Origin of the sequence: Pedobacter suwonensis, from assembly GCF_044762335.1 — a bacterium.
Taxonomy (GTDB): domain Bacteria; phylum Bacteroidota; class Bacteroidia; order Sphingobacteriales; family Sphingobacteriaceae; genus Pedobacter.
The window spans coordinates 433,318-446,977 of sequence record NZ_JBIWEB010000001.1; the positions used below are offsets into that span (position 1 = coordinate 433,318).

Sequence of the window (13,660 nt, forward strand, 5' to 3'; positions counted from 1 at the left end):
GAAGAATCCTTCTATAAGGTAGTATATTTACACTTGAAAGATCCTTCGTTGCGCCCAGGATTGACATTTTTGAAAACAGGATGCACAATGGTATAAAAATACTCCTTTTGTTATTTCGGTTCCTTTTTATTATCAATCGCAGTATCAAAAGTCTTATTAAACTCACCCTTTACCCATTGTACTTTACCGATGTCCTTTATCTCTGGTGCAATGATGTAATTTCCGGTCTCGCTATCCACGATCACAACCATGTTAGTGGCATTCACTTCCGTACGGTACCTTCCGCCCGTTTGATCCTGACTATTTTTAAAACTGATGGCGGTAAACATAATGGCAGCGCCAAAAAATCCCAATAAAAGGGATTTGGAATCCAATGTAATTTTCATATTCTAAAGATTTATTTGAGTGTGAAATCAAATTAATGATTTTAATTCACGCATTTTAATTCTATCAGAAATATTGCATCACTTTTTACTACATGTTAAACAGAATATAAGTTAAAGCTGCTGAAGCCATAACAATAATCAATAGTTTTATCAAAAATTTTTGAATAGGATTTTGGTTATCCCCTACATGGTCAGAAACGATATCTTTGATCTCCGCATCCCTGCTTCGCTGTATCACATTGCCGGTAACCTCAGAGCGGATCAACTTTTCCACATAATCTTTACTTTCTGCCAACCCCGAACCTGTGGCATCCTTATAACGCTTAATGGCGTTTAGTTTATTGCCCTGATTTAAAATAGCCAGTAGCTCAGTGTCCAAATTGCCGAGTTTGGTTATTGGTTGCTGTACTCCGCCTTCTAAGGCATCTACATAATCTTTAGCTTCTTTTAAACCGCAGTTACTCTGATCTTTAATTATTTTGACAGCTGCCACTTTCTGATCTCTTGCGAGGAATAATAAGGCTTGCTGTTTTGTTTCGGGACTAACATTAATCATCACTTATAATTTAGCAAAATGTATTCCGAAAAATGAGATTTCTACCTTGCTTTTGCCACTCCGCTACGCTGTTTAAATATCAGCAGCCAACAGATCTTACTTTCATTCTGAACGAAGAGTAATGTTTCATAACAATCTGTCCGTTTTAAAAGTGGTATCCAAGGAAAGAAAAAGATAGGTTTTTGACTTGGTCTAAAGAATATATCTCTTCAAAACCTCATTAATCCTGATTAATTTATTTCCGATAAAATCTTCCATCACAGCAGCGCGCCCCGCAATAACCACAATATTTTCGTCTGCCTGCAAAACCTGGTTCGATACATTTGCATACCTAATCAAATTTCTTTTATACCAGGGGGGATACCAGGTCCAGGCAAAAAAATTGGCTTTAGCACTGATTCTGTTAGTAATGAAATATAAAGTCCCTTGTTTAAACGGTGTTCGCCTAATAAAATCAACGTTTTACAATAACAGCGTAAATAATGCCAAGTAGAAGAGCGAGTAAATTATACGATACCGGAACGAGGGTACTTCTTAAAATCAAAGCGATTTTACGATAGTTAAAGGCCGAAAAAAACTGATAATAAAACCAAATGCTATAGAAAAGACCGAAAAAGCTTAATACACCGAAGTATAGAAATAACAGCACCTGGGTATTGTGATAGAATATGGTCAGGGTCGAAACAAGAAGACCAATGATCATTTCCACAATCACACGGTACGAGTTTAAAACCAGGTGTTCTGAGAAATTAAGCTTCGCTTTTCTAAACCAGATTAAACTGAAGCACGAATAAACAGGAATTGTGATAATGAGTATCAGTTTGGGATAATGAGAGATGAATTTCTCGAGATCGTTCATCATTGCTTTGCCCCCCTTAGGCATCAGATCGGACATATTGCCATGTGCATAGGGCGCTATGAGACCTGATACCGTAAGAATGAGCAGGATGAGCGTAATAAAACTAAAATAAGGAACCCTTTTGCCCTGAATGTATTCGCGGACACTGTGCCCCGGCCGGGTGAACAGACTTTTCAGGGTAAATAAAATGCCTTTGTCTACATGCCAAACCCCATGAATAAAATCATGTTCAATAAAGTGTTTAATGGAATAACGATGTGTAGTAGACTTTTGCCCACAGTTTGCACAGTAATTCTGCATCACCGGAGCGCCACAATTGAGGCAATCTGTTGACATGGCTGGCTATGATTTGGCGTTTCTGTTTTTAAGTTCAGTATTAATCTGCGACAAGCTGATAAAAGCTGGAAATAGTGTTAGCGAACTGCAAAACGGAACGATCATCAGTACTTTGGGCATGTTAGATGAAAAGGCCAGATAGATGATAACTGCAGTAGCAACGAGCAATACCAGGCCAAGCCCAAGCAGTGCACCCTGCAAACTTTTTTTCTTTTTATACAATTCTTCTACAGGTATTGCCGAAATGGAAGTTTCCTTTTTCATATCGTTTGCTCAGATTAATGTAATTTGGGTCTTGCAGAGCGCTTCGTCATTATTTTACCAATTGCCCCGACTAGACAAATATACAACATATCACCAATTGGTGATAAAAATATTTAAAATGATTATGTAATTTTCCCGTTGGTTATTTATATGATATGGAAGAGGAAACAGAAGCGAAACCGTTTAGGAACAAAGAAAAAAGCAAACAGAAATTTTTATATGCGGTAGAAAAAATACTGCATACCAAAGGTTTTTCAGGCCTAAAGGTCAATGATATTGCACGTACTGCAGGTTTGGACAAAAAATTAATCTATAATTATTTTGGAGGGAAGGACGGTCTGATTGATGAATACATCCGATCACAGGATTTTTGGAGCAATGTAAAAGATGAATCGGGTGGAGCTTTGATAAAAGATGGAGGAAAAAAATTTTCTAAAGACATGCTTCTCTCTCAATTCGATTATGTTTTCAAGAATAAAAATATCCAGAAAATTCTGCTTTGGGGATTATTAGACAACCGTAGATCCTTGAAAAAACTGGCGAACGATCGCGAAGAAAACGGAGCGCGCTTATTTGAAGGCATTACTGATCCTCATTTCGAGAAAAATTCCAAAAGATACCGGGCCATTATTGCATTGCTGATTTCGGGAATTTACTACCTCGACATTTATGCCACCACAAACGATTGTACATTTTGTGGATTGGACCTGAAAAGTGCAGATGGACGATCGGAAATTGAAAATGCCATCTCGTTTTTGATCGATAAAACTTATGAGTAAGAAAATGGAAGAAAGTTTAGATACTTCCTTTCCATTTTCTTCTTGAATGCATAATTTGTTATCAACCTTATAACAGGCTACAATAGCATCATTAAATTTACGACGTTATTAATCTGCTTAGCAACCACCTTTGCGTGGTAAGCGTTTAAAAATTACCTTATTATCCCGTTCTACATATTCTGCAGATACTATCGGATATGAATACTTAGGTGCGTATGACATATTACGGCTTCTGACCATGATCTTATCGTTAATCTTTAAGCTATTCAATGGTGCAAGTTGAGACTTTTCTGCCTCAAAATTTACAATGTAATCGGCACCATTGATGCGGGCCATTACACCGAACCCTAATCTTGATCCGGGCGGAAGCGTTAATGCCGTTACCACGGCTTCCATATCTGTAAATTCAATTATATCTTTTCTTATCTTAGCAGCACTGGCATGTAAATATTTTCCTGTAGGTGACGATTCCCATTTTTTAAATTTAATACCATCAGGGCTAACCTCCCATTTTTTCTTCTCGGCATCTCTTTGAGCAGCAGAAAGGGGTTTTGAGCTTAGCATTTTGTTCTCATTTTTAATTTCACGATTAGCAAATACTAATCCGCTTACCACCACCAGCGGCAAAATCAACATATACATCATTTTGTTCCTTTTTTTTGCTGGTTTGATCATCATCGATCTATCTGCTGATAAATCAGATTTGTTTAAGGGTTTTTGTTTATTTTCCATATCTTTTTAAAAATTAATGAAACAAACTTACTTTGATATTTATCCGTCTGAAGAAGCAGGATTGTAAATAAAAATGTAAACTTTGTAAATAAAACATTGACATTATGCAACTTAGTCAAAACCTCTTCACGGGTAAAAGCATGTACCTCTTTGGGGCATTACTGCTTTTATCTTTCATCATGATTTTTGCAGCTTTCAGTATTTCGGATAATGATAATTTTCAGCTTTCGAGAAGAGAGGTTTTATTTCGTCGCATCGGAGATGAACTACTTTTACAATCGGGCGATAGTATATCCAGGGTGCTTCCGATAAAAAAGGTTGCGGAAAATGAATATCAAATTCAGTTTGAGCATGAATTTAGTTTCAACCCCATCACCCTGGTGAATACGACTAAACGTTTGCTAGCAAATGATCCAATGACAGGTGACTACGTAGTTAAAGTAATCAATATTAACGATTCAAGCACTGTTTATGGCTACGCAATAGCCCACAACAAAAAAGATGAAATTATAGCCTGCATAGGAAGAAAACAACCAAAAGCACAATATATGATCAACATTCAACTGAAAACTACAGGCATAATCACCAAAAAGCACAGCTATCTGCTCGGTAGCCTGCCATTTTTAGCTTTTGTTGGCTTTATTTTCTTTAGATCGGTTAAACCCAGAAAGGCTTTACCCAATGATGATGAACATCACGACCTGATAACTTTAAGTTCAGTTCTGTTTGATGCTAAAAACCGTAAGCTTACCCTAAATAAAGAAACAATAGCATTAACTGGCACGGAAACAAGATTACTGCTCATCTTCGCCCAGTCTCCTAACGAAACCATAGAGAGAAGCCGGCTGCAAAAAGAAATATGGGAAGATGAAGGGATTATTGTTGGCCGTAGCCTGGATATGTTTATATCAAAACTGAGAAAAAAACTGGCACCTGATCCAAACATCAATATTATTGTGGTCCGCGCCAAGGGATATAAGCTTGAAATTAAGGGTTAAATAGAAAACGATATCATATTTTAATTTCACCGCTAATTTATCCCTGTGAACTTATCGGCTGTTGAGAAAGCTGTCGATACCTGCTAAGAAGTCCACTCCGCAAGCTCAGGACAGATATTTACAAATTACCACTATAAGTAGGATAATTATTTGTTTGCCAAGTTCGTCTTATATAGCTACAGTAGTGTAATAGTGCAACCTGCTCAAGATTGACGCATGAGCGAGAATAATGAGCGTAGCAGTGAATTTGTAAATAATAGCGGTAATTTATGCTATTAAATGAATATAAACAACAGCTTTCTCTCTGCAAATTTCAGGATGTGATCGATGTAAAATTATAAAAAACAGGACTAGATTTGATATACAAAACTAGTCCTGCTCTTTAATTACTGGAATTCCTTTTTTAGAATTAAATACCTTGGCGTTATTCGTCAAAACTGATCAATGCCTTGATCAGCGATTCATTTGCCTGTAGCAAATGATTAAACTTTTCTTTTACTTCCGTAAATGGAACATTATGGGTGATAAAATCCATCGGTTTAACCAGCCCTTGTCTAATGCAATCAATCACATAGGCAAAATCATGCGGCAAGGCATTTCTACTGCTCATCAGTACCGCTTCACGCTTATGAAACTCAGGATGTATTACCTCAATCGTACCTTTCTGAAGGCCTATCATGATAAATTTACCGGTATGTGCCAAAAATTTGAAAGCATTGTTAATGGCATTTAAATTTCCGGTACAATCGATTACCACTTTCGCCATTTCTCCATCGGTAATTTTTGATAGCTGCTCTAAAACGTCGGTTTTTAATGGATTTATGGTATGGTTAATACCGAAACGCTCGCGGCAAAAAGATAACCTGTTATCATTTACATCAATAACGATAACCTCAGCTCCACTTATTTTGGCAAAGGCAATAGTACCCAAACCGATAGGTCCGGCGCCGAGTATCACCACGGTGTCGCCTTTGTCCAACTGTGCCAGGCCAACGCCATGCGCTCCAATGGCCAATGGCTCTATCAGCGCAAGTTCATCTACAGTTAATCCTTCCCCACTAACAATTGCAGTTGCAGGAACCGTGATATACTCTTGCATGGCGCCATCTATATGAACCCCGAAAACTTTAATATTTACACAACAGTTGGTCCTGCCGCTTCGGCATGCAATGCACTTTCCACAATAAAAATATGGACTAATGGTAACCAGATCTCCGGTTTTAAAACTTGCTCCTGCCCCAGCCTCTACCACTTCAGCAGCAATTTCGTGGCCAAGGATTCTTGGATATTCGAAAAATGGCTGTGTACCTTCAAATGCGTGGTAATCGGTGCCACAAATCCCCAGTCTCCTCATTTTGAGCAATACCATTCCATCTCCAACTGATGGCATCTCTTTATTGACATAGGTAAATTCTCCCGGTGTATTACAAACTAATGCTTTCATCCTTATTATAAAAATTCAATTAATCCCTGTGTTTTCATTTCCTGCCAAAACCCTGCAGGAATTTCTTTTTGGGCCAGCGCAGCATTAACAGCCACCTTTTCAGGCCGTGTGGTATTTAAAGCAATGCTTTTTACGCCGGGAAAACCTGCAGAAAAACTAAAACAGGCCTCAGCAGGGAGTAGCTCAAACGTTTTACAAACCTGATAAAACTTATCCCTCCAGGCCAAAAGCGCTTTCCCCGTCAAACTATTCCCGTCAACCGGCTGGTAATTATAAAAATCTCCGCCGGTTAAAAAGCCGCCATTAAATATGGCCGAATTAATTACTTTAATATTTTTCTGGTCTAGCTCTTCTATAAATGCGATCAGATCATGGGGATGCGATTTGATCGTTAAGCTGTTGGCAATCATCACCCAGTCAAGATGAACATCTGCCGCGATAGCCTGAATAATTTTCCAATCTTTTGCACCTACCCCGATTGAAGAAACTAAGCCGGCAGATTTTAGTTCGGCCAAAGCCATGTAAGCATCAAGAATTTGTTGATAACGTTCTTTATAATCTTCCTCACTTTCGCTTGCAATAAGATATTCGTCTGGATCGTGTACCGACACCATCTGTGCCTTGTAATGGCCCAGAAGCTCGTTACCTTGCTCAAAACACTTTAATATCCCATCGTAACTGATCATCTGTACCGCATCATGTTCAATATCCTTCCAGATACCGGGCTCAAATGTAGGTTCGGGAGTTAAAAGCGGTGTTCTGTACCAGCCCAGCTTATTGCTAATGACTACCTGTTGTGGATCTACTTTCAAATCCGCCAAGCATTTCCCCAGCGATTCTAATGCGAGACCTGCCCCATATTTACCTGCCGAATCAAAAAAGGTAACTGGTTTTGAAGAGTCTACACAGGCTTTTACAACTTCCCGTTTAACATTATAATCTATTGCCTGATAAAGATTTCCCAAACTACTGGTTCCAAAAACAACCGGAGGCAAGTTTATTACCGGCTCTTGCTGTCTATTTTTGTTAAGCATTTAACTGAAATATGTTTTTCATTAATACCCACTTTTCTCCGGGATTTGCAAATGGCAATGCCTGTTGGTATTTCCACATCAGCTTTTCCCATTCCTCTACCTTCGGGTTGGAGGCATCCATCAGTGCCTTTTTGTCGAAGCTAAAATCGTCTTTTGTTTCCATAATCATAAACAGGCGGTTGGAAACACGGTAAATCTGCATATCCAGTATGCCCGAGTCGATTATGCTGCGTTTAATTTCAGGCCATCCATTAACATGGTACGCTTCATATTCTGCGATCAGTTTTTCATCGTCCACCAGATCGAGGGCTAAACAGTATCTTTTCATTTTTAATTATAAAATTTCATTCGGTTGATTAATGATGTCGTTTCTTGTCGTTTTTTGCCCCATTAAGCCAAATAGCATAATCACAACAAAACAAACCAGGGGCACATAATATCCATTCTGGATATTTCCCGTTCCATCGCTCAAATATCCAAAAAAACGTGGTAATATTGCGCCACCCACAATTGACATGATAATTAAACTACTACCCAGTTCGGTATCCTCTTTAAGGTCTTTAATGCCCAGAGAGAAAATAGTAGGAAACATCACCGACATAAAAAAACAAATGCCAATAACGGCATACACCGTTGTGATGCCAGAAGCCATGATGGCAACAAAGCAAAGCAGAGCACTGATAAAGGCATAGGTAACCAATAAATATTGGGCCTTAAAAAAGCGCATCAGGAAAGTAGTAAAAAAACGTCCGATCAGAAATGCAAAACCACAGACACCTAAGTAATAAGTTGCCTCTTTATCTGTAATACCCGCTGATTTGGTTGCATAAAGAATAAACAAGCTAAATACAGATACCTGTGCGCCAACATAAAAAAACTGTGCAGCTATTGCCCACGATAAATGTTTATGTTTAAAAACCTGCCAAAAACTTTGTTTAGCCGTCCCTTCATTATTTGTTCTGATATCGGGTAATTTGATAAAATAAAATACAGCAGCCAGCATAACCAATATGGTCCCCAACACAAAATATGGTCCCTGCACAGAGGTAGCTTCTGATGCCAGTACCGATTTTTGAGTAGCCAGATCCATTTTTGCAAGCGCGCTATCTGATACACCCTCAACCAAGATCAGTTTACCACCAATGATTGGTGCAAGTGAAGCCGCAAGCCCGTTAAAAGATTGGGCAAGATTTAGTCTGAAAGTAGAGGTTTCCGGTTTTCCGACTAAGGTAATATAGGGGTTTGCCGCTGTTTCCAGAATAGTGAGTCCGCATGCAATAATAAAAAGTGCAGCCAGGAAGAAATTGTAGGATTGCACCTGGGCTGCAGGCAAAAACAAATAACAGCCTACCGAAAATATCAAAAGACCAATTATTATCCCACTTTTATAGCCATATTTTTTCATGATGATACCTGCCGGCAATGCCATTACAAAATAGGCGATAAAAACCGCCGAGTCTACAAGCGTAGCCTGTACCGTAGTGAGCGTAAATGAACGTTTTAAATGCGGAATTAATATAGGGTCAAGATTGTGGGCAAATCCCCATAAAAAAAACAGTGAGGTAATTAATATTACCGCCAATGTGGAGCGCTTATTTTCCATCAAAAAAGATTGAGTACATTTTTATTTTTTAAATTCTATTTTAAATCCTGTAACCGCCCAGGCAGGGTAATTCATAGGCTTTTTGATCAGCAGTGCACCATCGGTTTGTGTCCAGTCCAGTTTTTCCTTACTGCCCAGAAGGGTAACCGAACGAATCGGTTTTTCAAGATATTTAGAATTTTTTCCTAATAATTCCATTTTGATCTCTGTTTCAGGCATGCTCAGGCAAAACGCAAAAAGGTTACCCCCTTTTGTAGTATATCGGATATCCGTAGCTTGATAATCGCGTGTATCGGCCAATCCCCCAAAATCTCCTTTTTTCTGGTTCGATTTGATAGTAGATGGTCCCTCGCCATACACTTTCCAGGGTCTTGTGGCATAAATTCCTTCTCCATAAGTTTTGGTCCATTCGCCTAACTCCGTTACAATTTTAATTACATCGGGTTCTAAGTCGCCCTCAGGGGTTTGCACCACATTAATCAGCAGGTTTCCGTTCTTACTTACCACATCGATTAATAGCTGGGCAATTTCATTTGTACTTTTGTAACGTTGGCCTGTGCGGTAATACCAATCGCCAATTGAGGTATCGGTTTGCCAAGGGAAAGGACTGATCGAATCGAGTACACCACGCTCCACATCCTGCGCCCATTTACCTTCAGAAGGTTCTTTAGGTGTATAAACCGCTTCAAGTTTACCTTTATTTTTAGCCAGGTCTTGGTTGTAGTAATGCGCCACCATTTTACGACCATATTCTTCAAAAGGCACTTTGCTATCGGAATAAAGTAGATCGGGATGATAATTATCAATCAGTTCGGTTACATAGGTTAACCATTTTTTATGCCATGCCGGATTGTTGGTCAGCCATTCTTTAATGTTGCTTGAATCAGCTGGCAAATGGTACAAATCTGAATATTGTGGATCATGTCCATCATACGGAACCCCGGCAAGCGGTCCGGTTTTATCGGCTCCATGGCTGGGTTGGAACCAGTTGAAACTTGCAGCCAGGTGTTCAGAAACCCCAAAACGGAGGCCTTCTTTTTTTGCTGCTTTTTGCCAAAGGCCAACTACATCCTTTTTTGGCCCCATTTTAACCGAATTCCATCTATGGATTTTCGAGTCCCACAAGAAAAACATATCGTGGTGTGAACCCATACTCACAAAATATTTTGCACCCGCTTTTTTATAAAGGGCCATCAATTGTTCAGGGTTCCATTTTTCTGCCTTCCAGAGTGGAATAATATCTTTATAACCAAATTTTGATGGTGGTCCGTAATGTGCTACATGATATTTGTTCTGATCATTTCCTTGCAGATACATGCCACGGGCATACCAATCGCCCTGACGGGGAACTGCCTGGGGGCCCCAGTGCGACCAGATGCCAAATTTAGCATCACGGAACCACTCGGGGTATTGATACTGCTTTAAAGATTCGTCTGTAGGTTTGAACTTACCCTGCTCAGGGCTGGTGTTTTTTTGCTGAGCCTGTGCATTTAGCAACATGGAAATTGCAATAATGCCTATGGATATTTTTTTTCTCATTTGTGTAATAACGCCTTTTATATCTGGTTACTATTTCCAAAAATAAACATGTTATCCGGTCTATTTTTAAATAAATTAGACTATTTATTGTAAAAATCCGACATTTAAAAATGATTAAGCGAGTACTGCAGAATACCTTTTCACTACTCAATGTAGATTATGTGAAATTATCGGAAAAATGGAATTACCTAAACGTCATCAGTCCTTATTTCCGGATTTATTACATAGACGAAGGAAGCGGTGAGATATCCGGCCAGTCGGGTTCTTTAAAACTTGAACCTGGATACCTGTATATTATACCCAGTTTTACCCTCTGTAATTTACATTGCGACGGATATTTAAGCCAGTATTTTGTGCAGTTTTTCGAAGAGTCTGTAGATGGGAGTTCTCTTTTTGCACGAAGCCGTAATGCTTCGAAAGTGAAGGCAAAGCAGATGGATATTGACCTTTTTAAACGATTGCTCGAAATAAATCCGGGCCGTGGCATTAACCGGTCTGATGATCCGAAGATTTATGAGAAAAATATTTACTATAAAGAATATCAGGAGTTGAACAACATGCAGGGTTTAGCCAGCTACCTGGAAACACAGGGAATACTGCTTCAGTTGATGGGACGCTTGCTCCAACCACAATTACAACGTAAACCAGAAGAACGGCATGCGCCCGCGAAGATCGTGGAAACAGTGGGTTATATACTGGTCAATCTGCACCAGGAACTATCTGTTACCAGTTTAGCTTCACGTATTAATCAGCATCCCGATTACTTCTCCCGTTTATTCAAAACTTTTACCGGGCAACGCCCTGTTAGTTATATTCTTGAAAAAAGGATCGAACGTGCGCAGTATTTATTGGCTACCAGCCGGCTTGCCTATTCAGAAATTGCAACACAAACCGGTTTTGACAACCTCTCCTACTTTTCAAAATCTTTTAAAAAACTTACGGGTATGTCGCCCAGTACCTATAAGAAACAGGTTTATACGGTAGGGTTTACTTTGTAACATTTCAACAATCAAGAGTTAAAAACCTGACCAACGGCAGGGGTGCCTGTCAGAAGTCATTTACCTATATGGTTTGCCGCCGTGATGTTGGTTTAGCGTTTCTATTGCCATCTCATTTTTATCCAGTAAACCCGAGGGACAGGTGCTGCAAGCTGAATTTTTATGCCAATGGCAAAGAAAAATTAAAGGTAGCGCCGTTACCAGGCTTGCTTTCTACCCAGATCTGGCCACCATGCCTTTCAATAATATCCTTTGATATAAAAAGCCCTAAGCCCAGCCCTGATGAGCTATCTCTATTTTCCTTAGCCTGATAAAACTGGCCAAATATGTGCCGTTGGTTTTCTTCGCTAATCCCCGGACCAAAATCTTTAACCGATGTATGTACCACTTTATCCACATGCAGCACCTTTAATTCAATTGTTTTTTGTTCAGGTGCGTATTTAACGGCATTATTCAATAAATTGGTAAGTACCTGTTCAAGACGCATGCGATCAGCATGAACAAAACTTTCTTCGGGAATTTCAATAGTTAAGTTATGGTCGGGATGGGCTTGTAAAAAAGATTCTTTGATTTCCTGAACCAGTAGGCCCAGGTTGAGACATTCCATGTTCAATTGTAATTTTCCAGCCTGGATCTTGGAAACGTCAAAAAGATCGGTAACCAAACCGATCATTTTCTGCAATTGTTTGATCGACTTTTCAATCAGATTTTTCGAAACACCTTCAACTACATGACGGTTGGCCAGCTGCAAAAAGCCGAAAAGAGAGGTCATTGGTGTTTTTAATTCATGGGAAGCCATTGCAATAAATTCGTCTTTTTTGGCGCTTAGTTCCTCTACCTCTTTAAAAAGCCTGGAATTTTCTATGGCAATAGCCGCTTGTGAAGCTACTGTTAACACCAGTTCCTCATGTTCTTTTTTAAAAACGGCCTTATCTTGATGGCCGAAAAACAACCCGCCAATGACTTCGCCTGATTTGGTTTTAACCGGAACAGCCAGATAACTCACCACTGGTAAATGACCTGATGGTTTTCCAAAAAAAGGTCCGCTTTTGCCGAAGCGGGAATCCAGGGTAACATCATCTGATCGTACTACGCCCGCACCGCTAAAGGTGGGATGAAATAAAGTGGTGTTACGTGGCATCGGAAAGTTAGCAAAAGCCTCTTTGGGAACACCCGATAGCGTATATAACCCATAAGATTCTTCTTCCTGGTTAACCTGATTATAAAAAAATGCCCCAAAGGCTGCACCCGTAAGTTTTGTTGTCGAATCAGTTACTTGCTGTAATATCTGCTGGAGATCCAACGATCCATTAATGCTCCTGCCCACTACATTCAACAGCTCCAGACGCTCCATGTGCTTGGCAATTAGCCTTTCAGATTTCTTTTGAGAAGTAATATTACGGGCAACCTTCGACGCCCCAATAACCACGCCATCGCGGTTTTTGATAGGAGATACTGCTAGTGAAATATTTAATAAGCGTCCATCTTTTGTTTTTCTGATAGTCTGTATATGGCCTACCCGCTCACCCCGCCGCAGGCTTGCAATGATGGCTTCTTCTTCGCTCAAACGGTCCGCAGGGAGAAGTATGCAGATCGGTTGCCCGACGGCTTCTTTTTCAGTGTAGCCAAAAATATGCTCTGCTCCCTTATTCCAGGTTGTAATGATCCCATCAAGCGTTTTGCTGATAATGGCATCTTCAGAACTTTCTATAATGGCAGCAAGCATGGATTGTTTTTCTTCTGCCTGGTGTTCGAAGGAGATATCCTGTGCAATTTGCGACGTACCAATAATTTTCCCATCCTGATTTTTGATCGGCGAAAAGATCAGGGAAACAGGTATTTCCTTGCCCGAACAGTCTAGCCGGACGGTTCTGAAATGGCTGATACGCGTATCATTTAAAATTTCCTGCATCAGCTTTATCTTCTCTGCACGCCTGTCATCCGGAATCAGCAGAAAAATAGACTGTCCTAATATCTCCGTTGCGTTATAGCCAAACATACGTTCTGCCGCAGGGCTCCAATTGGTTATTCTAAATTCGAGGTCATGACAATATATGGCATCCTGAATACCTTCAAAAATGGATTGAAGCGTGAAGAGATCAGGCAGATGAGCTGACTTTATCATAGTGATT

Annotated in this window: 15 protein-coding genes; 3 read left to right on the top strand and 12 right to left on the bottom strand. The window is 39.7% G+C overall.

Translation table 11 applies throughout. The features are described 5' to 3' along the window. Nucleotides 1-110: 110 nt before the first annotated feature. From ACIQXP_RS01720 to ACIQXP_RS01740, 5 genes are all read right to left on the bottom strand, one after another. Nucleotides 111-386 (bottom strand): hypothetical protein, encoded by a 276-nt coding sequence (locus ACIQXP_RS01720; RefSeq protein ID WP_293743342.1) that lies wholly within the window; start codon nt 384-386, stop codon nt 111-113. Between the two features lie 88 nt (nt 387-474). Next, on the bottom strand, nt 475-942 hold the full coding sequence (locus ACIQXP_RS01725; RefSeq protein WP_293743341.1) for a ribosomal L7/L12 family protein: 468 nt from the start codon (nt 940-942) through the stop codon (nt 475-477). Nucleotides 943-1,134: 192 nt separating this feature from the next. Continuing rightward, nucleotides 1,135-1,392, bottom strand: a complete 258-nt coding sequence (locus tag ACIQXP_RS01730) for a DUF5694 domain-containing protein (protein WP_391527737.1) — start codon at nt 1,390-1,392, stop codon at nt 1,135-1,137. Between the two features lie 4 nt (nt 1,393-1,396). Beyond that, nucleotides 1,397-2,137 (bottom strand): DUF3667 domain-containing protein, encoded by a 741-nt coding sequence (locus ACIQXP_RS01735; protein ID WP_293743340.1) that lies wholly within the window; start codon nt 2,135-2,137, stop codon nt 1,397-1,399. A gap of 6 nt (nt 2,138-2,143) precedes the next feature. Next, a complete protein-coding gene (locus ACIQXP_RS01740) occupies nt 2,144-2,401 on the bottom strand; it encodes a hypothetical protein (RefSeq protein WP_293743339.1) in 258 nt (85 codons plus the stop codon). Nucleotides 2,402-2,556: 155 nt separating this feature from the next. Here ACIQXP_RS01740 and ACIQXP_RS01745 point away from each other — a divergent pair, with 155 nt between their 5' ends. Continuing rightward, nucleotides 2,557-3,180 carry a TetR/AcrR family transcriptional regulator gene (locus ACIQXP_RS01745; RefSeq protein WP_293743337.1) on the top strand — a complete coding sequence of 208 codons (624 nt, stop codon included), beginning with the start codon at nt 2,557-2,559 and terminating at the stop codon, nt 3,178-3,180. A 117-nt stretch (nt 3,181-3,297) separates the two neighbouring features. Here the strand turns inward: ACIQXP_RS01745 and ACIQXP_RS01750 are convergent, their stop codons facing one another. Beyond that, nucleotides 3,298-3,912, bottom strand: coding sequence for a hypothetical protein (locus ACIQXP_RS01750; RefSeq protein WP_293743336.1), 615 nt, complete (start codon nt 3,910-3,912; stop codon nt 3,298-3,300). Between the two features lie 104 nt (nt 3,913-4,016). Here ACIQXP_RS01750 and ACIQXP_RS01755 point away from each other — a divergent pair, with 104 nt between their 5' ends. Beyond that, nucleotides 4,017-4,910, top strand: a complete 894-nt coding sequence (locus tag ACIQXP_RS01755; RefSeq protein WP_387504248.1) for a winged helix family transcriptional regulator — start codon at nt 4,017-4,019, stop codon at nt 4,908-4,910. 424 nt (nt 4,911-5,334) lie between these two features. Here ACIQXP_RS01755 and ACIQXP_RS01760 read toward each other — a convergent pair whose 3' ends face one another. The 5 genes from ACIQXP_RS01760 to ACIQXP_RS01780 are packed head-to-tail and all read right to left on the bottom strand — an operon-like array spanning nt 5,335 to nt 10,530. Next, complete coding sequence (locus ACIQXP_RS01760; protein ID WP_387504247.1) at nt 5,335-6,354, bottom strand: zinc-binding alcohol dehydrogenase family protein; 1,020 nt, start codon at nt 6,352-6,354, stop codon at nt 5,335-5,337. 5 nt (nt 6,355-6,359) lie between these two features. Beyond that, nucleotides 6,360-7,388 carry an aldo/keto reductase gene (locus tag ACIQXP_RS01765; protein WP_387504246.1) on the bottom strand — a complete coding sequence of 343 codons (1,029 nt, stop codon included), beginning with the start codon at nt 7,386-7,388 and terminating at the stop codon, nt 6,360-6,362. Next, a complete protein-coding gene (locus ACIQXP_RS01770) occupies nt 7,381-7,716 on the bottom strand; it encodes an L-rhamnose mutarotase (RefSeq protein ID WP_293743332.1) in 336 nt (111 codons plus the stop codon). Before ACIQXP_RS01770 ends, ACIQXP_RS01765 begins: the two co-directional genes overlap by 8 nt. Before the next feature lie 6 nt (nt 7,717-7,722). After that, complete coding sequence (gene fucP, locus ACIQXP_RS01775) at nt 7,723-8,991, bottom strand: L-fucose:H+ symporter permease (protein ID WP_387504245.1); 1,269 nt, start codon at nt 8,989-8,991, stop codon at nt 7,723-7,725. Nucleotides 8,992-9,012: 21 nt separating this feature from the next. Then, nucleotides 9,013-10,530, bottom strand: coding sequence for an alpha-L-fucosidase (locus tag ACIQXP_RS01780; protein ID WP_387504244.1), 1,518 nt, complete (start codon nt 10,528-10,530; stop codon nt 9,013-9,015). Between the two features lie 110 nt (nt 10,531-10,640). Here ACIQXP_RS01780 and ACIQXP_RS01785 point away from each other — a divergent pair, with 110 nt between their 5' ends. After that, complete coding sequence (locus ACIQXP_RS01785; RefSeq protein ID WP_090982045.1) at nt 10,641-11,528, top strand: helix-turn-helix domain-containing protein; 888 nt, start codon at nt 10,641-10,643, stop codon at nt 11,526-11,528. A gap of 160 nt (nt 11,529-11,688) precedes the next feature. Here the strand turns inward: ACIQXP_RS01785 and ACIQXP_RS01790 are convergent, their stop codons facing one another. Continuing rightward, nucleotides 11,689-13,653 carry a sensor histidine kinase gene (locus tag ACIQXP_RS01790; RefSeq protein ID WP_387504243.1) on the bottom strand — a complete coding sequence of 655 codons (1,965 nt, stop codon included), beginning with the start codon at nt 13,651-13,653 and terminating at the stop codon, nt 11,689-11,691. Nucleotides 13,654-13,660 lie beyond the last annotated feature (7 nt).

Bases quoted from the DNA above. Each gene is read 5' to 3' on its own strand.
- ACIQXP_RS01720 (WP_293743342.1), bottom strand. From the start codon at position 386: ATGAAAATTACATTGGATTCCAAATCCCTTTTATTGGGATTTTTTGGC.
- ACIQXP_RS01725 (WP_293743341.1), bottom strand. From the start codon at position 942: ATGATTAATGTTAGTCCCGAAACAAAACAGCAAGCCTTATTATTCCTC.
- ACIQXP_RS01735 (WP_293743340.1), bottom strand. From the start codon at position 2,137: ATGTCAACAGATTGCCTCAATTGTGGCGCTCCGGTGATGCAGAATTAC.
- ACIQXP_RS01740 (WP_293743339.1), bottom strand. From the start codon at position 2,401: ATGAAAAAGGAAACTTCCATTTCGGCAATACCTGTAGAAGAATTGTAT.
- ACIQXP_RS01745 (WP_293743337.1), top strand. From the start codon at position 2,557: ATGGAAGAGGAAACAGAAGCGAAACCGTTTAGGAACAAAGAAAAAAGC.
- ACIQXP_RS01750 (WP_293743336.1), bottom strand. From the start codon at position 3,912: ATGGAAAATAAACAAAAACCCTTAAACAAATCTGATTTATCAGCAGAT.
- ACIQXP_RS01755 (WP_387504248.1), top strand. From the start codon at position 4,017: ATGCAACTTAGTCAAAACCTCTTCACGGGTAAAAGCATGTACCTCTTT.
- ACIQXP_RS01760 (WP_387504247.1), bottom strand. From the start codon at position 6,354: ATGAAAGCATTAGTTTGTAATACACCGGGAGAATTTACCTATGTCAAT.
- ACIQXP_RS01765 (WP_387504246.1), bottom strand. From the start codon at position 7,388: ATGCTTAACAAAAATAGACAGCAAGAGCCGGTAATAAACTTGCCTCCG.
- ACIQXP_RS01770 (WP_293743332.1), bottom strand. From the start codon at position 7,716: ATGAAAAGATACTGTTTAGCCCTCGATCTGGTGGACGATGAAAAACTG.
- fucP (WP_387504245.1), bottom strand. From the start codon at position 8,991: ATGGAAAATAAGCGCTCCACATTGGCGGTAATATTAATTACCTCACTG.
- ACIQXP_RS01780 (WP_387504244.1), bottom strand. From the start codon at position 10,530: ATGAGAAAAAAAATATCCATAGGCATTATTGCAATTTCCATGTTGCTA.
- ACIQXP_RS01785 (WP_090982045.1), top strand. From the start codon at position 10,641: ATGATTAAGCGAGTACTGCAGAATACCTTTTCACTACTCAATGTAGAT.
- ACIQXP_RS01790 (WP_387504243.1), bottom strand. From the start codon at position 13,653: ATGATAAAGTCAGCTCATCTGCCTGATCTCTTCACGCTTCAATCCATT.